At 40.7% G+C, this 24,304-nt stretch carries 16 protein-coding genes and 1 pseudogene; 7 read left to right on the top strand and 10 right to left on the bottom strand.

The genetic code is table 11. The annotated features are described in order from the left end of the window. Positions 1–277: 277 nt before the first annotated feature. Positions 278–3,013 (bottom strand): DNA polymerase I, encoded by a 2,736-nt coding sequence (gene polA, locus CIK86_RS14910; protein WP_086994718.1) that lies wholly within the window; start codon positions 3,011–3,013, stop codon positions 278–280. Positions 3,014–3,884: 871 nt separating this feature from the next. Between polA and elbB the strand changes: the two genes are divergently transcribed. The 3 genes from elbB (at position 3,885) to CIK86_RS14895 (ending at position 7,907) form a co-directional block, all read left to right on the top strand. Then, positions 3,885–4,532, top strand: a complete 648-nt coding sequence (elbB, locus tag CIK86_RS14905; protein ID WP_086994721.1) for an isoprenoid biosynthesis glyoxalase ElbB — start codon at positions 3,885–3,887, stop codon at positions 4,530–4,532. 230 nt (positions 4,533–4,762) lie between these two features. Next, on the top strand, positions 4,763–5,158 hold the full coding sequence (locus CIK86_RS14900) for a cytochrome c5 family protein (RefSeq protein WP_041454600.1): 396 nt from the start codon (positions 4,763–4,765) through the stop codon (positions 5,156–5,158). Positions 5,159–5,327: 169 nt separating this feature from the next. After that, positions 5,328–7,907 (top strand): diguanylate cyclase, encoded by a 2,580-nt coding sequence (locus tag CIK86_RS14895; protein WP_086994724.1) that lies wholly within the window; start codon positions 5,328–5,330, stop codon positions 7,905–7,907. Positions 7,908–7,912: 5 nt separating this feature from the next. Here CIK86_RS14895 and rep read toward each other — a convergent pair whose 3' ends face one another. Beyond that, positions 7,913–9,931: a DNA helicase Rep gene (rep, locus tag CIK86_RS14890; RefSeq protein ID WP_086994727.1), complete on the bottom strand. Its 2,019-nt coding sequence runs from the start codon at positions 9,929–9,931 to the stop codon at positions 7,913–7,915. A gap of 163 nt (positions 9,932–10,094) precedes the next feature. On the opposite strand from rep, the gene CIK86_RS14885 reads away from it, so the two are divergent. Next, positions 10,095–10,358: an accessory factor UbiK family protein gene (locus tag CIK86_RS14885; protein WP_086994730.1), complete on the top strand. Its 264-nt coding sequence runs from the start codon at positions 10,095–10,097 to the stop codon at positions 10,356–10,358. A 241-nt stretch (positions 10,359–10,599) separates the two neighbouring features. Here the strand turns inward: CIK86_RS14885 and CIK86_RS14880 are convergent, their stop codons facing one another. The 8 genes and pseudogenes from CIK86_RS14880 to ilvG all read right to left on the bottom strand — a co-directional run bounded on the left by CIK86_RS14880 (position 10,600) and on the right by ilvG (position 19,707). Further along, positions 10,600–11,256 carry an NAD(P)H-binding protein gene (locus tag CIK86_RS14880; protein WP_086994733.1) on the bottom strand — a complete coding sequence of 219 codons (657 nt, stop codon included), beginning with the start codon at positions 11,254–11,256 and terminating at the stop codon, positions 10,600–10,602. Between the two features lie 8 nt (positions 11,257–11,264). Further along, positions 11,265–11,924 (bottom strand): carbonate dehydratase, encoded by a 660-nt coding sequence (can, locus tag CIK86_RS14875; RefSeq protein WP_086994736.1) that lies wholly within the window; start codon positions 11,922–11,924, stop codon positions 11,265–11,267. Positions 11,925–11,935: 11 nt separating this feature from the next. Further along, positions 11,936–13,120: a methyltransferase gene (locus CIK86_RS14870; protein WP_086994739.1), complete on the bottom strand. Its 1,185-nt coding sequence runs from the start codon at positions 13,118–13,120 to the stop codon at positions 11,936–11,938. A gap of 61 nt (positions 13,121–13,181) precedes the next feature. Beyond that, positions 13,182–14,209: pseudogene (locus CIK86_RS14865) on the bottom strand (ABC transporter substrate-binding protein). A gap of 97 nt (positions 14,210–14,306) precedes the next feature. Further along, entirely contained in the window at positions 14,307–15,860 is a 1,554-nt protein-coding gene (ilvA, locus tag CIK86_RS14860; protein WP_086994742.1) for a threonine ammonia-lyase, biosynthetic, read from the bottom strand. Positions 15,861–15,862: 2 nt separating this feature from the next. Next, a complete protein-coding gene (gene ilvD, locus CIK86_RS14855) occupies positions 15,863–17,719 on the bottom strand; it encodes a dihydroxy-acid dehydratase (RefSeq protein ID WP_086994745.1) in 1,857 nt (618 codons plus the stop codon). A gap of 99 nt (positions 17,720–17,818) precedes the next feature. Next, positions 17,819–18,061, bottom strand: coding sequence for an acetolactate synthase 2 small subunit (gene ilvM / locus CIK86_RS14850; protein WP_058374304.1), 243 nt, complete (start codon positions 18,059–18,061; stop codon positions 17,819–17,821). Further along, positions 18,058–19,707: an acetolactate synthase 2 catalytic subunit gene (gene ilvG, locus CIK86_RS14845; protein ID WP_086994748.1), complete on the bottom strand. Its 1,650-nt coding sequence runs from the start codon at positions 19,705–19,707 to the stop codon at positions 18,058–18,060. Before ilvG ends, ilvM begins: the two co-directional genes overlap by 4 nt. A gap of 540 nt (positions 19,708–20,247) precedes the next feature. On the opposite strand from ilvG, the gene CIK86_RS14840 reads away from it, so the two are divergent. From CIK86_RS14840 to CIK86_RS14830, 3 genes are read left to right on the top strand one after another with little or no spacing between them, the layout of a single operon-like run. Further along, a complete protein-coding gene (locus tag CIK86_RS14840) occupies positions 20,248–21,918 on the top strand; it encodes a phosphoethanolamine--lipid A transferase (RefSeq protein ID WP_086994751.1) in 1,671 nt (556 codons plus the stop codon). After that, positions 21,915–22,286, top strand: a complete 372-nt coding sequence (locus CIK86_RS14835; protein WP_086994754.1) for a diacylglycerol kinase — start codon at positions 21,915–21,917, stop codon at positions 22,284–22,286. Before CIK86_RS14840 ends, CIK86_RS14835 begins: the two co-directional genes overlap by 4 nt. Next, a complete protein-coding gene (locus tag CIK86_RS14830; protein ID WP_086994757.1) occupies positions 22,277–24,256 on the top strand; it encodes an LTA synthase family protein in 1,980 nt (659 codons plus the stop codon). Before CIK86_RS14835 ends, CIK86_RS14830 begins: the two co-directional genes overlap by 10 nt. Positions 24,257–24,304 lie beyond the last annotated feature (48 nt).

Raw genomic sequence — 24,304 nt, 5'->3', positions numbered from 1 at the left:
GGGAGAAGCTATGAATAATTGCATCTTCGCAGATGCATCATCAACAGGATGTCCTACAGGATGAGGACGGCGCGACTTTAACAAAAGCCAGCGCACTAGTACAATAAAATTCTAGATAATTTGTGTATATTTGCCAACACCTTATGATTTAACATGGGTCTTTTCTTTAGTTAACTTTTATGTAACTAATGCGGCTATTTATTTAAGTAATTTATATTTTTATACTGACATAAAAAAAGTGCCCTTAGGCACTTTTTTGTCATTTTATTATATAAACTTAGTGAGCCTGTTCCCAGTTGTCGCCTTCATCAGCTTCAACTATAAGTGGTACATCAAGAGTAGCCGCTTGCGACATTAGTTCGCAAATATGCTTTGTGTAAGCATCAACACAGTCTGTTTTAATTTCAAATACCAACTCATCGTGTACTTGCATTAATAGCTTAACGGTATTGGGAGCTTGCTCGTATACCCAACTGTGTACACTTAACATTGCCTTTTTAATGATATCGGCAGCAGTGCCTTGCATTGGCGCATTGATTGCTGCGCGCTCAGCTCCTTTTCTTCGTGCACCATTTTGGGCTTTTATTTCTGGTAAATATAAACGGCGTCCAAAAATAGTCTCTACATAACCGCTTTCAGCGGCCTTTTCACGCGTTGTTTCCATATACTCTAAAACACCTGGGAAACGCTCAAAATATTTATCAATATAATGCTGCGCTTCATGGCGTGGCACATCCAGCTGACGTGCTAAACCAAATGCCGACATGCCATAAATTAAGCCAAAGTTAACCGCTTTAGCTTTACGACGCATATCGCTGGTCACTTCTTCTAAACTTACACCAAATACTTCTGCTGCAGTGGCACTGTGCACGTCTAAACCATTAGCGAACGCACTTAATAAACCTTTATCTTGTGAAAGATGCGCCATTATACGTAGCTCAATTTGGCTATAATCGGCAGCGACAATTTTATAGCCATCGGCCGCTATAAACGCTTCACGAATACGACGCCCTTCTTCTGAGCGAATTGGAATATTTTGTAAATTAGGATCGGTTGAACTTAAACGCCCAGTTGCCGTTACGGCTTGATGATACGAGGTATGCACACGCTGCGTTTTCTCGTTAACCATTAACGGTAATTTGTCGGTATAGGTTGATTTAAGCTTTGATAAACCACGGTGCTCAATAATTACTTTAGGCAGTGGATAGTCGTGCGCTAATTCTTGTAATACTTCTTCTGCGGTAGAAGGCGCGCCTTTAGGCGTTTTTTTAATTATTGGCAGTTCCAGTTTTTCAAACAACAATACTTGTAGTTGTTTTGGAGAACTTAAATTAAATGGTTCACCCGCTATTTCATACGCTTCTTTTTCCAGCTCCAATAAACGCTCGCCTAAGCGTTGGCTGTGCGCAGCAAGCATTTTGCTGTCTATTGCTACACCAGTGCGTTCAATATCAGAAATAACATTAACCAGTGGCATTTCTATATCTTCGAATACTGATTTTAGTTTTTCGTCAGCGGCTAATTTTGGCCATAAAACTTGGTGTAAACGCAGCGTAATATCTGCATCTTCAGCGGCATAGGGGCCGGCTTTATCTAGCTCTACTTGATTAAAAGTAAGTTGCTTTTTACCTTTACCAGCAATATCTTCAAAGCTGATATTTTTATGGCCTAAAAATTTAAGTGCCAGTGAATCCATATCATGGCGCGTACCCACACTGTTAAGCACATACGATTCAAGCATGGTATCAAACTTAATACCGTTTAATTCATAACCCGCATTTGCTAATACGCTTTTATCGTATTTAAGGTTTTGCCCTACTTTAGCTTTTTTGGCATCGGCTAGAATAGGTCCTAATTTTTGCATTACAAACTCAAGGCTTAGTTGCTCAGGTGCACCCGGATAGTCGTGAGCAACGGGTAAATAAGCAGCTTCACCGGCTTTTACCGCAAAGCTCATACCTACTAACTGTGCTTGCATGTAATCAAGGCTGGTTGTTTCTGTATCAAAGGCAAATAGCTCAGCATCATTTAGCTGCTCTATTAATGCATCAAACTGGCTCTCGGTTAAAATAGTTTCGTATTGTGCCTCTGCTACTTTTGGTACTTCGTTAGCCTCAGTGGGAACAGCTAAGTGTGTTTCGGTATCTTTAGGGTTATCGAGTAACTCAGCTAACCAACGACGAAATTCACATTCACCATAAAGCGCAATTAGCTCATCTTTATTGGGCTCTTGTAACTTAAAGGTATCAAGATCCGACTCAACCTCAACATCACACTTAATAGTAGCAAGTTGATAGCTTAAAGGCAGATGATCTAGCGCAGCTGCTAACTTTTCTCCTATTTTACCTTTGATCTCGCTGGCATTATCCATAACGCCCTGTAGCGATCCGTATTTTTCTAACCACTTAACCGCAGTTTTAGGACCACACCCTTCTACCCCTGGAATATTATCTACTTTATCGCCCATTAAAGCTAAATAATCGATAATAAGCTCTGGGCCCACACCAAACTTTTCAACTACAGTAACAGGATCCGAGATACTGTCGGTCATGGTGTTTATAAGCGTTACATGTTCATTTACCAACTGCGCCATATCTTTATCGCCGGTAGAAACCAGTACGTGGCGCTTTTGCTCTGAAGCTATGCGCGCAAACGTACCAATTACATCGTCGGCTTCAACACCTTCAATGCTAATAAGCGGAAAACCCATTGCCTTAATAATACGGTGGATTGGCGCTATTTGCGTGCGTAAGTCATCTGGCATTGGCGGACGGTTCGCTTTATATTCGCTATACATGTCATTTCTAAAGGTTTTGCCTTTAGCGTCAAATATAACCACCATATGCGAGGGATCATATTGTCTGATCAAACTTTTTAGCATGTTGATCACACCATATATCGCTCCGGTCGCTTCACCTTTTGAGTTAGTTAAATGTGGCGGTGAATGATAAGCACGAAATAAATATGAAGAGCCATCAACTAAAATAAGTGGGTTTTCGGGGATCTGAGCCATGGTGAATTTGGATCCTAAATACAAAAAGTAAGATAATTATAAGCATGCCATAAGGCAGTGAATAAAACGACTGCGAATTAATACTACTGATGTTGATTAATTCAGAACAAACTGTGGATAACTTTGTAGATAACAGCCACAGACCATTCTTCCAAAGCATTAAAAAACGCTTAGAAATAAAGTTAACTGGTTGTTTTTACTAAAAAAGATAATACGAGGTTCTTTTTTTATTATTTTTTTACCAATGTGGAAAAAAGTTTTAAGCGTTACATCCGCTGTTAGTCATTGCCATTATTTGCATCCATTTAAATAACTGGACGAGCATTCTAGCATAATGGATCAAAGATCATAGCGATCCTTTATAATTTTTTTCACTGTGGTTGATCACCAAATGGCATATACCCTATGATCACTCGCTTAGCGAACAGTAACTATACAAATAATTTTTCAAACAGATTATTTTTGCCATGTTAAACTTGAAGGTCTGTTGATCTTTCAAGATTGAGTTTGCAGCAGTGTGTTTGGTATTTAGGCAAGGCAGAGCCTATGTGGTGTGGTTATTCCCCATAAATAGGCGATAACGCAGCATTAATGCCAAACATGCGCTGCCCGAAGGGTCTGTCTAGGGGCGGTTAACTCTTTGTTAGGGGCATGAGCAGGATGCAAAAGCTTTGCTCTGTTTTTACTTATTTACACATAGATGTAAGCCAGTAGAATAACGCAGGAGCAGTTATCGAGCCTACTAGGTTACAAACCGCGCGCCGCGATCAAATCGCTCCTAGTTTGAACAAATTTTAATCCGCAAAGGTTAACAGACCCTAATCTATCGAACTAAATTTTAGTTTGCCGACTTAAACGGAGCAGATAAAAAATGAAAAAAGTTGCAGTAATTTTAGCCGGTTGTGGCGTTTATGATGGTAGTGAAATTAATGAAGCCGTTTTGACTTTATTACACATAGCAAAAAATGGTGCAAGTTATCAATGCTTTGCACCCGATATAGCGCAGCATCACACCATTAATCACCTCACTGGTGAAGAAACCACCGATAATCGTAATGTACTTGTAGAAGCAGCGCGTATTGCTCGCGGCGAAGTAAAAGCGATTACTGAGCTGGACGTTACACAGTTTGACGCTTTAATTGTACCGGGTGGTTTTGGTGCTGCAAAAAATCTATCTGACTTTGCTATAAAAGGGCCACTGGCAAGTATTAATGCTGACGTGTTACATGCCTGTAAAGCGTTTGCCAATACCAATAAAGCAGCGGGCTATATGTGTATTGCTCCTAATTTAATTCCTTTTATTTATCAGCAAGCACACCTAACTATAGGTAATGATAGTGACACAGCTAATGCACTTAACACCCTAGGTGCTCAGCATGTCACCTGCGCAGTAGATGATATTGTTGTAGATCAGCAGTACAAGCTAGTAACAACACCAGCCTATATGCTGGCACAATCTATACTCGATGCCGATGCTGGAATAGCTAAACTGGTGAGTGAAGTGCTCGCACTAAGCTGATTTTTGAGCAATATGATCTATTTAGATTTTTGTAACTTAGAATAACAGTTACTCTGTTTAACCATTTAGTAAACTGCTGTTTTTATTGAGTTAACGCAATCTTTAGTCGATTTAATCAATAAAATCTACTCTTAGCATTTTATAAATTGCTTAGGGGAGTTATAATTGTTTTAAATTCCGTCATTTACAATCGTGATTGATCACGTTCAAATTGAAGTGGGCAAGGCAAAATGAAAAAACTATCAGCTGCAGCATTACTAATGCTAGCAACCACCGCATACGCACAGCCATATGATAACTCTATGACTGCCGATGCAATCAAAAAACGTCTCGCACCGATTGGTGCTGTATACCTTGAGGGTGACAAAGTGGCCGCTCCTGCAGCCCCTACTGGCCCACGTTCTGGCGAGCAAGTATATCAAGCTTCATGTTTTGCGTGTCACGGTACTGGTGCGTTAGGCGCACCTAAATCGGCTGATGATTGGTCACCTCGCCTTGCTAAAGGTAATGATGTATTACTCGATCACGCACTGAATGGTTTTAATGCAATGCCGCCAAAAGGTACTTGTATGGATTGTTCTGAAGACGAAATTAGTGCCGCAATTAACTTTATGACAACTAAGTAAAAGCCTACTAAAATCAATAAATAAAAAGGTTTACTTAAGGTAAGCCTTTTTTAATGCTTTTTATCTACTTTTAACCGCTATTTTAACGAATATATGCTTGACGCTAATAGTTAAAAATGAAATTATAAGCGCAATTATTATACAATAAAAACACAGCTGGTTAACATCATTGGAAGATAAATTAGATAAATTAACAGTACCTAGTAACTTAGCGCATCAAAATAAACGTCTTAAAGCGCTACTGAAAAAGTACAAGCATGCACATCATCTACAAAATGCCCTGATCCTATTATCAGAGCAAGCCAGCACGGTTGCAGAACTTACCTTGCTCTATCCCGCTATACACGATATTTTGCAAAAGTACGTACCAAGCAAAAGTTTTTATCTTGTACTTTCCAACAGACACACAAACTTATTAGAACTTTCTTATTTTTCAGACGAAAAAGATGGTCTTGCTATTGCCCTTAATCAGCATAATAGTTTTAACGAAGGTGCAACTGGTTATGTATTTAAACAAGGTAAAACAACCTACTTTACTAAGCAACAAATGCAAGATGCTGCTAATAGTGGTTTATTTAAAGCATTAGGTACGCCTGCTGAGCACTGGATTGGCGTGCCTGTATTTCAAGAAAAAAGCATTATAGGCGTACTTGCAGCACAAAGTTACGACACAGAGCAAGGATACAGCCCACAACAAATACAATTACTAGAGGTTATGTCGCTGTACTTAGCTACCGCAATAGAGCGAGTAAAAAAGCGCGAGCAACTCGAAGCCGAAGTTAAAATTCGCACCCAAGCACTTACGCAAAGTAACGCAGCGCTTAACCTTGAAGTCGAACAACGTAAACGAGCCCTACAACGCCAGCAAATTTTATTTAAAATATCGGAGCTGGCAACACAAGCTAAAAATATTGATGATGTATATTTACAACTGCATGAAATTATAAAGTCGATAACCTATGCTGATAACCTTTACATTGCACTTTATAACAAAGATTCTGGCTGGCTAAGCTTTCCTTATTACGTAGATGAATTTAAAAAGAACCCTCAATCAAGGCGTTTTTCTAAAGGCTATAGTGAGCTAGTAATTAGCACCGAAGAAACTCAGCTTATACATCCCGATAGAGCAAAAGCGCTTATACAAGATGGCACAGTACAACGTACTTTGCCTGTGCCTGAAAAGCAAATGGCTACCAGCTGGCTTGGCGCACCATTAAAAACATCACAAGGTGTTATTGGTTTAATTGTTTGCCAAGCGTATAACAATAAACATATTTTTAGCCAAGATGATTGCGAACTCATCACCTTTTTATCCCATCAAATTGCTACAGTATTACAAACAAAATTAGCTAATATCGCACTTAAAAAGAGTCATCAGGAGCTTGAGTTTCGGGTTGACGAAAAAACTAAAGAGTTACGCCAAGCTAACCTACATTTACAAATGCAAATTGATGAGCGAAAAAAAATAGAGCAGCAGCTTTATCACGACGCGCATCACGACTCGCTGACCGGTTTAGCTAACCGAAGCTTATTTTTAACTCAACTTGAAAAAACCCTGCAAGAATATCATCGCTTTGTAGAGCAACACTTTGCCGTATTATTTATTGATTTAGATAAGTTTAAAAGTATTAACGACCAACTTGGCCATCATGCCGGGGATCAGTTTTTAATTAGCGTGAGTAAGCTATTTTCGCAGTGTATTCGCGAGCACGACTTATTAGCGCGCTTAGGGGGGGATGAGTTTGTAATTTTATTGACTCATTTAACCGAGCCTCAACAAGCTGAAGATGTTGCAAATAGAATAATTAACTTAATGGCAGAACCATTTTGTTTTAAAGGCTCGTCACTGCAAAGTGGTGCAAGTATTGGTATAACTTACTCTAACCAAAGCTATAAAAATACGGATGAAATAATTCGTGATGCCGATGCCGCTATGTACTACGCTAAAAACTCAGGTAGAAACCGCTATGAGCTATTCCACCCGCTATTAACGCAAGCAATACCAGAGCAGCAATCACCAGTACTGCATTACCTTGAACAGCTACCGATGAACTTTAGAAGTTCTGAGATCATTACTCTTGATGAAAATTGCCAGTCTGAGTCATTGCTAGAGGCATTTGGCGAGCACCCTATATTGGGCTATACCAGTTTTGATATTCTAAAAAAGTTTGCCTGCGATAAAGAGCAACATCTTAATGTTGAACTACAGCTACTGCAACAAGCATACACACAAACAAGTAACGCTAACTTAAACGTCGGCTTACTACCTTGCTCTAGTTTGTTATTGGCCCATCCTGAGTTTATTTTATTTACTGATGCTTTGAGCCAATGCGAAAACAAAACACAGCTTTGCTTACTCTTTGACGAGCAAGAAATTCGTTATGCTAGTGCAACACAAATTGAAAATTTAAAGCAATTATCTTTAAACGGCTACTCTATTGGGTTAAATAATTTTGCTAAAGATAAATGCGAGCTTAACTTACTTAGCGAAATTGATTTTGACTACCTACTACTAAGCTCGACATTTAGTAAACGTATTTTGCAGCAAGCTAGCTACGACCTACAACTGCAGGGAGTACTTGCCATTACTAAAATTAAAAACACTAAAGTAATAGCAAAAGGCCCTGCTATATTAAATTTTAGAGCTCTATTAGATAAACACGGTCTAGGATTTTTTATCGGTAAACAGTCTACACTTAACAGTAGTTTGCAGCCCTCTATTAGTCACTCTGAATCACTGCAACGTTAACCAATTTATTCAGGTTTTTTAAGCATAGCGCGTAAATTAGCCACACGCGCCTGACCTTTTTCCATTCGCTCGGCTTGGCTATTAGGTGCTTTTTTATTCTCGAATGCTAAATCGTCTTGTGGTAGTTCTTGTACAAAACGACTGAGCTCTGTTTGTGATGTTTCGCCAAATTGACGACGTATTTTAGCATAAGTTAAGGTGAGCTCTTGTTGAGCTCGGGTGATCCCAACATACGCAAGGCGACGCTCTTCATCTACGTTGTCCTCATCAATACTTACCTGATGCGGTAGCAAGCCCTCTTCCATACCCACCATAAACACGTACGGATACTCTAGTCCCTTTGATGCATGCAAGGTTGATAACTGCACCGCGTCGGCTTCATCTTCTTCTTCGTTACGCTCTAACATATCGCGTAATGTAAGTTTGCTCACTACTTCGGCCAAGGTCATGGGCTCGTTATCGGCGTCGCCGGTTAGCATGTCGGTGATCCACCGATATAACTCCGATACGTTTTTCATCCGCATTTCAGCCGCTTTGGCACTAGGTGATGACTCGTATAAATACGCTTCGTAGTTAATGTTACGCACTAAATCTTTAACCGCTTCTAGGGTATCACCGCGCACCGCGTTGTCTGATAGCTCCACAACCCAACGTGCAAACCCAGTAAGTGCGTTCAAACCACGCCCTTTTAGCCTATAACCTAGGTCATTATCAAAACAGGTAGCAAATAAACTCATGTGCTTTTCATTTGCGAGCGTACCCAGCTTTTCAAGTGTCACCGTGCCTATTTCGCGCCGTGGCGTATTTACTATACGTAAAAATGCATTGTCATCATCTTGATTAACCAGCAGCCGTAAGTAGGCCATAATATCTTTAATTTCTGAGCGCGAAAAAAACGACATACCACCGCTAATTTTGTATGGAATACGGTTACTCATTAACGATTTTTCAAAGCCTCGCGCTTGGTGATTACCGCGATATAAAATAGCGTAATCTTTGTAGCTAGTGCGTTTCATAAACTTATGCGAAATAATTTCAGCCACTACGCGCTCAGACTCATGCTCTTCATCACGACAACCAATTACTTTAATTGGCTCACCATAACCGAGCTCACTAAACAGCTTTTTTTCAATGTCGTGCGGGTTGTTGGCAATTAATATATTAGCCGCTTTTAGTATTCGCCCTGCACTACGGTAGTTTTGCTCCAGCTTAATAAGTCTAAGCCCGGGGAAGTCTTTACTTAATAACACTAAGTTTTGCGGACGCGCACCGCGCCATGAATATATCGATTGATCGTCATCGCCTACCACAGTAAAGCGGGCGCGCTCACCTACTAACAGCTTAACAAGTTGGTATTGGCTGGTATTGGTATCTTGGTACTCATCCACCAGCAAGTATTTAAAGCGTTGCTGCCAGCGCATCCGTGAGGTGGCATTATTAGTAAGGAGCAAAGTAGGGATCATTATTAAGTCATCAAAATCTAGTGCATTGTAAGCACGTAACTGGTTTTGATAGCGACCATAAAGCTGTGCAAATAATGCTTTTTGTGGCTCTTGCGCCTCGCGGATTGCTTGTTCTGGTAAAATTAATTCGTTTTTCCAGCTACCAATTGCCATTTTTAATAGCTTGAGTAGGTCTTTATCATTTTTAAGTTCGTCTTCGGTTAAATCATTTAATAACTGGTTGGTATCTTGATCGTCAAATAGCGAAAAACCCGGCTTAAAGCCCAGTGTACTAAGTTCTTTTTTGATAATTTCTAAACCCAGCGTATGAAATGTAGATACCCAAAGCCCTTTGGCATCTTGCTTGCCAAGTGTTTGCAAAACACGCTCACGCATCTCTTTAGCAGCTTTATTGGTAAAAGTAACCGCGGCAATATTACGCGCTTTATACTCACACTGTTTCACTAAATATGCGATTTTATTAGTAATAACACGCGTTTTACCAGAGCCAGCTCCAGCAAGCACTAAGCATGGCCCACTAATATATTTTACCGCTTCATCTTGTTTAGGATTGAGTTTCATAACGACCAAAGAGATTTAAAAAGACGGGCAATTTTAACGTAACCATTACAGCGAGCATAGCAATTGCACTAATTAATTCGATAAAGATCAACCTGTGTTAAATACACTGGCTATAAGGTAATATTAGTTATTATAAATTCTGGGCAACAGCCAAGGGACGAACATGATTAATCCAGCAAAACTTGAAGAAATTGCAAAGCAAATCACTAGTAATATGCCACAAGGCGTAAAAAACTTAGCCGATACACTCGAAGGTAAAACCAAACAAGTTTTACAAAACAAGCTTGCTGAGATGGACTTTGTAAGTCGTGAAGAGTTTGATGTACAAAGCCAAGTACTGATCCGTACACGCGAAAAGCTAACTGAGCTTGAAGCTAAAGTTGCACTGTTAGAGCAACAACTTAGCACTCAGCCAAATGCTGAATAATATATACGCTTAAAGTAAAAAAGCAGCCAAGGCTGCTTTTTTGTTTTGTAATAGTGCTAATTAATTAAATAACTTAAACTCTAGTTAAGGAATTTACTAACATATTGAATTATAATTATATTTGTTTTCTCTAGCCAGAAGTTTTCAGTGAAAACAAGGCGAATTTACGCGTCAATAGCTGGCCTATTGCAAGTAAATTCAACGCAGTTAGCGCTGAAAATAGCTGCTTGAGATAGATTTATTATCCGGAGCTCAGGTTAAATAGCTCATCAAGTACATAGTAAGCTAAATTGCTCTGCTGCGCGCAACTCACAACCAGCATTTTTTGCGCTACTTGCTCCCCAGTTATTGGTTTATAGCGTTTTAAAAGTGGCAGACGAGTTATAATGGGTAAAATAACACTGCCAATTTTCTCAGCCACTCTAAACTGCTTACGGTTACCTAATAATAACGACGGCTGAAAAATACTGATACGTGCAAAAGGCAGTTGCTTAACCTGCTGCTCTAGTTGCCCCTTCATTTTTAAATAAGGGCTAGTACTGTGCGCATTTGCACCACTTGATGACACCAAGCAGTAATGTTGCACACCATTACTTGCGGCTAATTGCGCGGCAATAAATTGATAATCAAAATCAACTCTTCGCTGCGCCGCAATTGAGCCGGCTTGCTTTTTAGTAGTACCTAAACAAGAAAAAAACACATCGCCTTTAAATAATGCAGCATATTGAGTTAACTCATCAAACTCAATTATATGATTAACGAGTTTTGGATGACGTATGCTTAGCGCACGACGGCTTAAGGCAATTACATTAGAAAAATACGCGCTTTGTAGTAACTTTTTTAATAACTCATTTCCTACTAACCCTGTTGCACCTATAATTACCGCCGTTTTTGTCATCGCTTTAATTATCCATGGTCAAGTTTTGAAAACACGTGTTGCACGGCTTTTTTATAAGTGTCGGCTTCTTCTGATGCACAAGTTACTACTGACTCTAGGTCATGTAGGTGGCCATTTTCTAGGCCGTAAACCCAACCATGAATCGATAAACTTTGTCCACGTGCCCATGCGTCTTGTACTATATTAGTACGCGCTACATTACGTACCTGCTCAATTACATTAAGCTCTATTAAACGGCTTAAACGCTCTTTTTCAGGCACTGCATTTAATTGCTCTAGGTGCTTCTCTTTTACATCACCAACATGGCGCAGCCAATTATCAATAAAGCCAAAGCGGGCTTCATCTAGTACTGCTTGTACACCACCACAACCATAATGCCCCACCACCATAATATGTTTAACTTTTAATACTTCAACAGCATATTGCATTACCGATAAACAGTTATGATCTGTATGTACAACTACGTTTGCTACGTTACGATGTACAAATAGCTCACCTGGGAGTAAATCTACAATTTGATTGGCTGGCACGCGGGAGTCGGAACAACCAATCCATAAGTACTCTGGATTTTGCTGCATTGATAGTATTTTAAAAAAGTCAGGATCCGCTTTACTAGTGCGATCTGCCCAACGTTTATTATTGTCGAATAAATTTTTTAGCTTTCTCATTGCATCTCTTTTCAGTTCGAAGACGGGTAATTTGCCAAGATCAAAATATTGCGCGGTGTTAACTGTTTTGCGCAAAACGTTTTAATACTGACTTGATAGCCTTGCTGCTGTAAATATAAAGCACGATCGAGCACAAGCCAAACTTCTATTGCTCTTCTGAACACATGTCGAACCAGTTCAATACGATCAGTTACTTTTATTTTGTCCTGCCCAATAAATAAAAACTTATTATAATCAATTTCTTGCGGCAACTTTAACGACTTTTTGTCTGCAGCCCATGCACAAAACGATTTAAATGAATCTGAAAACACCGCCTTGTTAACCGACGGCACACTGACGTAATGTTGCTCATTAGTAATCGATTTTCGCAGGGCATCAAACCCGAGTCGCCATGCAACTTCAGTGTTACGCACTTTAACTATGCGTGAAGGCGCGGTGACCATTTCTTGAAGTGCGAGCTTTAAGTCGCGATGAGTTAAGTTAAGGAGACTTTGTTGTGCAAGCGTACTCATTGCTAGGTAATTATCTGGGGTAAATAAATGATAACAACAAGGAGAAAAACTAATGTTAGAGACTTTAGCTACACTGGCCTGCTGCATAAAAGCTTGATGTAAACCGCCGCAAGCATGTAAAGCTACTGCGTGCATATCGGCTTTAAAAAAAGCAGTAATGTCATCCTTCAATACATCTGCTTGGCTAAAGTGCATAGCTAAGCCTTGCTGCTTTGCACTGTGCTGCCCTTGCTCACATAATTGCGGTTGCAGCTCTATACTGTGCACGCTTTTAGCACCATTAAACGCTAGCATACGCCCGAGGTGTCCTTTACCCGCGCACCATTCTAAAACAGGCTTGGTACTACTGGGTAAAGCCGCTACAAAATCTTGCAGCTGCTGAAACTTCCGCCCTTTTATACCGTTACTAAGCCAAAACGGATAGTCACTGCGCGTTAAGTTCGCTGTTGGTAACTCACACAAATTTACCAGCTGTTCAAGTTGCTCAATATGCGGCTCAAAAAATTGATATAACTGTTCTTCATTGCCATCTAATTGGGCAACTTCTTCATCCGTTAAATTATTTAAAGGCTCTTGTAGCTCAGGCCAAGGTAGTGCATCAAAATCAAATGCCGTACATTGCCAATATTGGCGATTACGCATAAGGAGAGAATCAAGTGCAGAAAACTGCTCAGCTAAGGTCATATCAACTTAAAATAAATAAACACAATTAATTATAGCAGCTCAGTCCACTGTCATTAAGTGGTTATTTTTTGAAGATTAAACGTAAATACAGCGGGATAGAAATAATGCTGATAATAATTGCTGCCTGTAACATCCATGAAAGCTGTAATCTTTCGGGCTCCTGATACTTATATATAAAACTAGTTTTTACTTTGTCAAAATCACTTTGTTCAACACCATATAAATCAGCTATTAAGCGCCACTTTGCCATCGACATATTACCTAGGTGAGTACTGGGTACTGTAACATAGCCTTTTAATACCTCGGCTTCATAAGCTAGCTGATGGGGGCTTTTATGCGGTACATATTGCTGAGTTACTGCTATCGCTTCATCCATATTCATCATTGCATAACGCCAGCCTTTAAGACTTGCCTGATAAAAGCTTTCTACTGTTTGCGGGTGGTTTTAAGCATACTTTGGCTAGTAAACAAAATATCGGCATACAGATCCATACCGTACCTTTGCGGACAAATAAGTCTGTGGGCAATTCCTTGTTGCGCCATGTAATAAGGTAGGTCGGTTACATACACTTGCATTGCATCTACTTTATTGTCAATCCATGCGCGGGTCGGATTATCACCTTCATAATGGGCTAAGCGGTCGGTATTAATGCCACTGCGCTGGAGCATAATTAATAACTCAGTATTCTCTCTTTTACCGCTGGTAGTGACTCGTTTAGTAATAAAGTCTCGTGCATGAAAAATATCAGAGCTGTCTTTAACCATCCAGCAATAAGGGGAAAACTGCAATATAGCAGCCATTGCCACTAAAGGTTTACCGGCAATGCGTTGCTGTAAAACACCAGAATGACCAATGCCAAACTGCACCTCACCTTGTGCTACTGCATCAAAACTGTCGGGCATACTTAACTTGGCAGGGAGTATATTTACATCCAGCCCGACCTCTTTATAAAAGCCTTTATGCTTGGCCATATAATAGCCGGCAAATTGAAATTGATGAGTCCATTTTAATTGCAATGTAACCGGTTCTTGCGCCTGTAGCTGGCAACAAAAAAGCCCTAAAACAATGATTAGTCCTTTAATTAGCAACGAGTTCCCCTCAAAGCATATTATTATTTATTGATAATAATATGTAAAAAACATGATAAAGCAAGCACCTCAACGAGGTGCTTGTTAATAAAGAGGGTTATGCCGAAGCGAGTTTATCGACGTTTTTGCCCTGAGGCTGCGAGGTTAAAAACTGGGTAAAACACGGGTTATTTGTTTCATCTTGTACGTTATAGCCTAAGCGATTTAAGTGCTCATTAAACACATCAAATTGGCTTGGTTCAATTGCAAAACCTGCTAATACATTCCCCGTAGAGCCACCATGATTACGATAGTGAAATAAAGTAATATTCCAATTACTGCCTAAGGTATCTAAAAAGCGTGCTAATGCGCCCGGGTATTCAGGAAACTCAAACTGTAATAAACGTTCATGTAATTGCTCAGGTGCTTTACCTCCAACCATATAACGCACATGTAACTTAGCGAGTTCGTTATCCGATAGGTCGCAAAATTGATAATTGTTATTGGTTAGATCTCGCTTTAACTCTTCTAGCTCTTGTAACCCTTGACGTAGCGCAATACCTACAAATATTTGCGCATCGCCGGGCCCTGCATAACGATAATTAAACTCGGTAATAGCGCGCCCACCTAACGAGGCACAAAATTGTTTAAAACTGCCTTTTTCTTCATTAATGGTAACGGCTAATAGCGCTTCGTTTTTTTCGCCAAGTGCGGTGCGCTCTGCTACATAACGTAAGCGATCAAAATTTAAATTAGCTCCTGAAAGCACGGCAGCTAAATGCAGCCCTTTTAACCCCGATTGCTGACTCCACTTTTTCAGCCCGGCAGTGGCAAGTGCGCCTGAGGGCTCGGCAATGGCACGCGTAGATACAAAAATATCTTGCATGGCGGCGCATATCTCATCGCTGCTTACGGTAACTACGTCGTCGCAAAACTTTTGCGCTAATCTAAACGTTTCAGTGCCAATAATTTTAACCGCCACACCATCGGCAAAACTACCAACTCTATCAAGCTCTACTGGTTTACCCGCTTTTAGTGCGGCTTGTAAGCAGGCACTTTCGTCGGCTTCTACCCCTATTACTTTAATATCAGGGCGCAGTGATTTTATATATACCGCCATACCAGCAAGCAAACCGCCGCCGCCAACGGGAATAAATACCGCATCAAGCTCGTTTAACTGCTGCATTAGCTCACGGGCTACTGTGCCTTGGCCTACAATTACGTCTGGGTCGTCAAATGGCGGTACAAATATACCGTTGCGTTGCTCTGTAAGTTCTAGTGCATGGGCTTTAGCTGCATCAAAATGATGACCATGTAATACTACTTCACCACCAAGTGCACGCACTGCACTTACTTTTATTTCTGGGGTAGTTACTGGCATAACTATAGTTGCCTGATGCCCTAAATGTGAGGCACTCAGCGCCACACCTTGAGCATGATTTCCCGCAGATGCAGTAATCACTACTGAGCCTTTAGGCAGCTTGTTAAGTTTATTAAATGCACCACGTAATTTAAATGAGTACACCGGCTGCTGGTCTTCGCGTTTTAGCCACACATGGTTGCCCAGCTTAGTACTGAGTTCGGCCATTTTGCTAACCTCAGTTACTTTAGCCAGCGGCTCCATGTTTGCTTGAATAATTGCACGAAAATAATCGAGTTCTTGAGAAACCATAATTAACTAAGCTCCTCTAGTTTGGCTAAATCGCGCACTGCACCTTTATCGGCACTGGTAGCAAGTAGCGCATATGCTTTAAGCGCAGATGATACATAACGCTGACGATCAAGCGGTTTATAAGCCTGCTTGCCACGCGCTAGCTGTTTTTGTTTACGAGCTTCGAGCTCTGCATCGCTAAGCGCTAAAGTAATTTCGCGAGTAGCAATATCAATAATTATTTTATCGCCGTTTTCAACGTAGGCAATCGCACCACCACTAGCCGCTTCTGGTGATACATGGCCAATTGATAAGCCTGATGTGCCGCCAGAAAAACGACCATCAGTGATCAAGGCACATTTTTCTGCTAAGCCTTTTGACTTTAAGTAACTGGTTGGATAAAGCATTTCTTGCATTCCAGGCCCGCCTTTTGGCCCTTCATAACGAATAACCACTACATCGCCGGCTTTTACTTCGTCGTTTAAAATACCTTCTACCGAATCATCTTGCGACTCATACACCACGGCAGTACCTTCAAAATGTAGCATGTCATCAACTACACCCGCGCTCTTTACAACACAGCCATCAACCGCTAAATTGCCCGACAGTACGGCTAGACCACCATCTTGACGAAAAGCGTGTTCAACACTACGAATACAACCATGTTCGCGGTCGTTATCGCCCTCATCCCAACGGCATTCTTGGCTCATTGCTTTAGTAGTGCGAATACCCGCAGGGCCTGCACGATAAAATTTGCGAGCAGCTTCGTTAGTTGGGTCTGTTGCATCCCACTTTTTAACTAGCTCAGCCATTGTTGACCCAGCGACATGATTTACCGACATATCAACTAAGCCTGCTTTACCCAACTCACGTACAATTGCCATCATGCCACCAGCGCGGTGTACATCTTCAATATGATATTCTGGCGTAGCGGGTGCTACTTTACATAAAAAGGGCGTTTTACGAGATAGTGCATCAATGTGCGACATATCAAAATCAACACCTGCCTCTTGCGCCGCAGCAAGTAAATGTAATACCGTATTTGACGAGCCGCCCATGGCTATATCTACTACCATGGCGTTCATAAAGGCTGTTTTGTTAGCAATCGCGCGTGGCAATACTTCTTGGTTATCTTTTTGGTAATACTCGCGGCACAAATCAACAATGCGTGCGCCCGCTTCAACATATAATTGTTTACGGTCTTTATGCGTTGCTAGCGTAGTACCGTTACCCGGTAGTGCTAAACCAATGGCTTCAAGTAAACAGTTCATAGAATTGGCAGTAAACATGCCTGAACACGAACCACATGTAGGACATGCTGAGCGCTCCACTTGCTCTGAATCTGCATCACTTACCGACTCATCTGCACCTTTAACCATGGCGTCTACCAAATCGAGTTTAATATCGATATTAGCAAGTTTAGTTTTACCGGCTTCCATCGGACCACCCGATACAAATATAACCGGAATATTTAAACGCAACGCTGCAAGCATCATTCCTGGGGTAATTTTGTCGCAGTTTGAAATACAAATCATCGCATCGGCGCAGTGGCCATTAACCATGTACTCAACCGAGTCGGCAATTAGGTCGCGTGATGGCAGTGAATACAACATGCCACCATGACCCATAGCAATACCATCATCTATAGCTATGGTGTTAAATTCTTTTGGCACGCCACCCGCTTGGGTAATGGTTTCAGCCATCAGTTCGCTCAGCTGATTAAGGTGCACATGCCCAGGTACAAATTGTGTAAATGAGTTTACAACCGCAATAATCGGCTTTCCGAAATCGCTATCTGTCATTCCTGTTGCACGCCATAATGCACGAGCACCTGCACGTTTTCGACCTTCGGTTGTTGTTGCACTTCTTAATTTTGCCATGGTTACCTCTGTTTTGCTGCTTTATAAGCAAGCATTCCTCATTCTTAGTTATTGAGTAAGTTTATTAACCCACTCTGCAATTGTTTACTGCGCGCACACTTAAACCGCTTGTTGCTGTAAATTTTGTAAAGTAACGGCTTTTACGTCCACCAGCTTATTTAGCTGGCTGGTTAATAAGTGAATTGGCTTATCGCTGTCTACCGTCATGGTTACATGGTATTGGCCATCGTCTATATTGAGTTGAAAATGGGTTAAGTCAAAACCACGATGACGTACTACGCGTAAAAAACGCTCTACAGCAATACTTTGATTTTTTAAGGCGATTGTTAAACTATGTTTCATTGTGCTTTCCCCGTCATCATTTCATCGTTAGCTGCACCTGGTGGTACTAGCGGCCATACATTTTCTTTATTATCAATGCAGGCATGTACTATGTATGGACCTTTACTATTAACCAGTGCAGTTATTGCATCGTCAACTTGATTAGCATGGGTTATGGTTTGCCCTGGTATACCAAATACCGCTGCTAGCTGCACAAAGTCTGGATTATCTGAAAGGTCTGTTTCTGAGTAGCGCTCTTCAAAAAACAGCTCCTGCCATTGACGTACCATACCTAAGCGTTGGTTATCTAAAATAAGTATTTTTACTGGTAAATTATTACGACGAATTGTTGCCAACTCTTGAATGTTCATCATGATAGAGCCATCACCAGATACCGTAATAACAAAGTCATCGGGGCGCGCTACTTGTGCACCAATTGCCGCAGGTAAACCAAAGCCCATAGTGCCTGCACCACCACTACTTAAGTGATTACTGGGATGATTAAATTTCATATGCTGGGCCACCCACATTTGGTGCTGACCTACATCGCAGCACACGACACCCGTTTTAGGCATACGTTGGCTAAGTTGATTAAGTAAATAGGGTGCAAATACCTTGTCGCCCGGATAGTCGTAACGCCATGCATATTTAACCATCATTGCTTTGTTATAATCGCACCATGCTTGCGGAGTTACAAAGCACTCTAATGCAGGTAAGGACGTTTTTAAGTCAGCAATTAAAGAAGCTTTTGCTGGTTTACGCTTACCGACTTCTGCGGCGTCTATGTCTAAATGAATTACTTTAGCGTTTGCAGCAAACTTTGCTAAGTTGCCGGTAACACGGTCATCAAACCGCGCCCCAATACACACTAGTACATCGCATTCTTGCACCGCTAAGTTAGCAGCTTGGCCGCCGTGCATACCTAGCATACCTAAGTAATACTCGTAATCGGGTAACACACTGCCCAGCGCTTTAAGTGTGGCAACCGCTGGCATGTGGGTTTTATTTAAAAACTGCATCAACTGGGCTTGTGCATCCGCTGATTGCACTCCACCACCTACATAAGCAACCGGCTGTTTAGCTTCACTAAGCAGTTGATTAGCAATAGCGACTTGCTTTAAATCAAGTTCTGGTAAGTACTCGTCTGCTGCTAGCCAAGGCTGAAATGGCACTTGCGCCATTTGAATGTCTTTTGGGATATCTACGAGTACAGGCCCTGGGCGACCGCTTTGCGCTAAGTGCATGGCCTCTTGCAGTATTTCGGCTAAATCTTCGGCTCGCTCTACCATGTAACTGTGCTTAGTACACGACAGCGACATACCTAACACATCTATCTCCTGAAAGGCATCTGAACCAATCGCTGCGGTAGGCACTTGCCCGGTAATTGCTAATAATGGCACTGAGTCCATCATCGCATCGGCAAGAGCAGTAATTAAGTTAGTGGCACCAGGGCCTGACGTTGCAAAACACACTCCTAATTTACCCGTACTACGAGCAAAACCTACTGCCGCAAAGCCTGCACCTTGCTCATGCCGAGTAAGGTAGTGCTTGACTGGCGCGCCATACAAAGCATCGTAAATTGGCATAATAGCTCCGCCTGGGTAGCCAAATACTTCTTTTACGCCGTGTTTGGCTAATAAATCTATTGTTAATTCTGCGCCTGTCATTAATAAAACCCTCATTCCTCAGTGACAATTCAATCACATATTTTGCCGCTAAAACCAAAAAGCCCCCCGAACGGTTAAGTGCGGAGGGCTTTTAAATGCTTAAGTTTTTTAAAGCACTACGAAGCCCTCGCGGGAATAATCACCACGATAATAATCAGGACTAGGTTTAGTGCGTTTGCAAGCATGTAATTAATACCAAATGTTGTTAAATTATCGCAAAGGTTATTCCTTTGCTCTCTTTTTATATTAATACCGTGCTGAGCCCCTTAAGTCAACATCAAATTCAATTCAAATAAAAGACAAATAAGCAATTTAAGTGGTTTTAATATTCACTATAATTACCTGCTATGGTTTTTTTATGTGAATAGTTAAGCGCTATAAATTCCCTATTCTAATATGCCCTTTTTATGGTTTGATTAATTTTTAATAATACTCTGGGAATAAATTTATTTTACCCCCTCAGGAAATGCGTAGCTTCTCTTAAGCAGTTCTTAAGTGTTGTTGCATAACATGGCGTTGTTGTTTTAAACGAGCCTAAATATGCATTCACTTAGTCCTATATCTACACAGCAAAAACTTAATCGTGGTAAACGGTTTTACATTCACTGTAGCGCCAACGCTTTTGTAGTAATGATTGCCTGCTACTATTGCTTGGTTATAAATATTCCATTCATTCATGGCTCTTTTAGCGCCATTACTTCTTTAGCTTCTTTTTCGTGGCTATTTTTATTTTCAGTACCGCTATTACTACTCTGCCTGCTAATTATATTTTTTTCGATAGTGTCGGTTCGGTGGTTATTAAAGCCACTTAATTACTTTTTATTGGTTATTTCCAGTGCAGTACTTTACGGCACCTTAAATTATGGCGTGGTGTTTGATTATTCTATGATCCAAAACACCTTCGAAACTGATTCAAGCGAAGCATTAAGCTATTTAAATCCGCAGCTTATTGGCTTTTTACTGCTGTTTTGTGCCCTGCCTGTTTTTGTTTTAAGCAAAATAAAAATACACTTTACCCGCCCTCACCAAGAAGTACTTAGCCGTGTAAAGCTAGTTGTAGCGTGTTTGGCGCTTATAGTATTGGTGGTTACAAACTTTTATGCCGACTATGCTGCAACGGGCCGCAATAACCGCATTTTGAAAAAAGAAATTATTCCATTTCAGTATCTCTCTAGCGGCTATAAATATATGCGCGATCAGCTGCTGTATACCAATATGGAATTTAAAAATATAGATGCTGCACCTACCCTAATTGCGCCTAATACCAGTAGCGTAACCGTAATAGTGGTTGGTGAAACTGCACGAGCAGAAAACTTTGCTTATCAAGGTTATAAACGTAACACCAATTTTTATACCCAAAAACACGGCGTTACTTACTTTAATAATGTGGCGTCTTGCGGCACGGCTACAGCGGTATCTGTACCTTGTATGTTTTCGTTGCAAACACAAACAAACTTTGATCGACTCGAAGCCGACAGCCAGCAAAACTTGATTGATTTGGCCCAGCACGCAGGCAGTGATGTACTCTGGGTTGATAACAACAGCGGTTGTAAAGATGTATGTACGCGAGTAGTTACTATCGACATACCTACAACAAAAACTACTTTATGTGATGGTAAGTACTGTTTTGATGAAGCGCTATTAGCTCCACTTAAACACAAACTGGCTAATTTAACCCAAGCTAACACCGTTATCGTGCTGCATATGATGGGCTCGCACGGGCCAACTTACTTTAAACGCTACCCTGAACAATTTAAACAATTTACCCCAACCTGCGACAGAAGCGATATTCAAAATTGCTCACTTGATGAATTAGTTAATACCTACGACAACACCATTGCGTACAGCGACTTTGTTAACGCCCAAGTAATTGAGCAATTAAAAACGCTGCCAAACAAAATAGATAAGCAATTTTTATATGTGTCAGATCATGGTGAATCTCTTGGCGAGGGCGGTGCTTATTTACATGGCTTTCCGTATAGCTTTGCGCCTAGCACACAAACCCACGTACCACTTTATATGTGGGCTGATGAGCATAATCAGCGCATTACCAATACCTGCTTAGCTAATTTAGACACCAATGCTGCACGCTCACACAACAATATTTTCCACACCCTTTTAAATTTAATTGGCATTAACAGCAAAACGTATCAGGCATCGCTTGATCTACTTGCGAGCTTCCAAACAACACCAAGCGAAATACAACTATGAGCAATAAAACCGTTATAAAACGCCAAGGCTTAATGCGCCTTATTTTTACCTTAAACCATTCTTTTAACGGCTTAAAATGGATGAGTCGATTTGAAGCGGCGTTTCAACAAGAGTTAGCACTGTTTTCGTTACTTGGTGTGTTTGTGTATCTGCAAGAAATTGCACTAAGCGATAAATTACTACTTATAGCCAGCCTGCTTTTTGTATTGTTTGCTGAACTAGTAAATACGGCAGTTGAGGTTGTAGTTGATAGGATTGGCAGCGAACACCATGAGCTTTCGGGTCTCGCTAAAGATATAGCCTCTGCCAGTGTGTTTATAGCCATGTTAATTGCCGCACTTATTTGGTGGGCTGTATTATGGGCTTAAAGCTAAATTTTATACCTAAAATAACGGGGCTAATAGTTAAAGTAATACCTCAGGTGAAAAATGCACTTGGCCCGGTATGGATTTTTGTTGTATTTGCTGTTTTAGCCCTTGGCTTTTTAACACTTGCTCGCTTTGGTTTAAGTGTATGGCAAGGGGAGCGTGTATTTGGATCGCATGCGTGGTTTTCTATATTTGTAGGTGGTTTAAGAGTTGATATAGCCACTTTAAGCTACATTATTATGCCCGTATTGCTACTTACTTTACTGATGCAGAGCGTAGGTTGGCAAAATAAAATACGCAGCCTAATTAAAATTTACTTAGTGGGTATGTCTGCTTTACTCGTTTTTTTTGAAGTGATTACCCCTACATTTATAAACGAGTATGATTTACGCCCAAACCGCTTATTTATAGAGTATTTAATTTACCCTAAAGAAGTCTCTAAAATGATTTTTTCGGGCTATAAATTAGAAATACTTATTGCTGTTATAGCACTTATTTTAAGCTGCAAATTTGCAGGTAAAGTATTTAGCCATCAATGGCAAAGTAAGTCGTCACTAACAAGGTTAAATCAATCAATTTTAGCGTTAGTTTTAGTGTGCTTAACTATTTTAGGCGCGCGTAATTCATTAGGGCACAGACCACTTAACCCAGCCATGGTATCGTTTTCGACCGATCACTTACTTAACGACTTAACCCTTAACTCACTTTATAGCGTAGCATTTGCGGTAAAGCAGCTCTCTAATGAGCAATCTAGCCAAGATTATTACGGAAAAATGCCAGCAGATGAACTGCTCAGTATAGTGCGCAATAATATGCAAGATAGCCAAGCCACATTTACTGATAAAAGTGCGCCAACAAACACCTTTCATACCGCAACGAATAACACTAAACCAAAAAACCTAGTCATTATTTTACAAGAAAGCTTAGGGGCACGCTATGTAGGCACACTTGGCGGTTTACCGCTAACGCCTAATATTGACGCCCTTTATCAACAAGGTTGGGGGTTTGATAATTTATATGCCACTGGCACGCGCTCGGTGCGTGGTATTGAAGCGATAATTACAGGCTTTACGCCTACACCTTCACGTGCAGTTGTTAAGCTTGATAAATCACAACGTGACTTTTTTACTATCGCTGACTTTTTAGCGAAGCTAAATTATAACACCCAATTTATTTATGGCGGCGAAAGCCACTTTGATAACATGCGAAGCTTCTTTTTAGGTAATGGCTTTAAAGATATTGTAGATACAAATAACTTTAATAAAATAGACTTTAATGGCTCGTGGGGCGCATCAGACGAAGACTTATACGACCAAGCTGATATCGAACTCACTAAACTTAAAAAACAAAATAAACCATTTTTAAGTCTTATATTTTCCAGCTCCAACCATAGCCCGTATGAATTTCCTGACGATAAAATAACCCTGTACGACAAACAAAAACAAACCCGCAATAATGCGGCAAAATACGCTGACTACGCGCTAGGTACATTTATTGAAAAAGCTAAAAAGTCGAGCTACTGGGACGATACGGTATTTATTGTAATAGCCGATCACGACTCGCGTGTATCAGGCGCTAGCTTGGTGCCAATTGATCACTTTAGAATTCCAGCGGTTATTTTTGGTAAAGACATTGCCCATAAACGCGATAATCAACTAGCCAGCCAACTCGATATTCCCGTTACTTTACTATCTTTAATTGGCGTAAGTGGCAAACACCCTATGATAGGCCATGATTTATCAAAACCTATTAGCGACAACAAACAACGCGCAATGATGCAATACGACAAAAACTTTGCCTATATGCACGACAATAAAGTGGTGGTGCTACAACCGCAAAAACCAGCAACCACCTATACGTATAGTAATAATCAGCTTGTGCCATGTAAAAACGATGAGCAACTGATTAAAAAAGCCCTAGCCCATGCCAACCTAGGTAACTTAGCTTATACAAATGGTTGGTATCATTAACAAAGTGACTTGATAATAAAGCCTTGTTAAAGTAACAAGGCTATTTTT

Origin of the sequence: Pseudoalteromonas sp. JB197 (assembly GCF_002332205.1) — a bacterium.
In the GTDB taxonomy this organism is placed as follows: domain Bacteria; phylum Pseudomonadota; class Gammaproteobacteria; order Enterobacterales; family Alteromonadaceae; genus Pseudoalteromonas; species Pseudoalteromonas nigrifaciens.
Note: the sequence above shows the minus strand (reverse complement) of the source record. Positions and strands in the feature narration are given on the sequence as shown.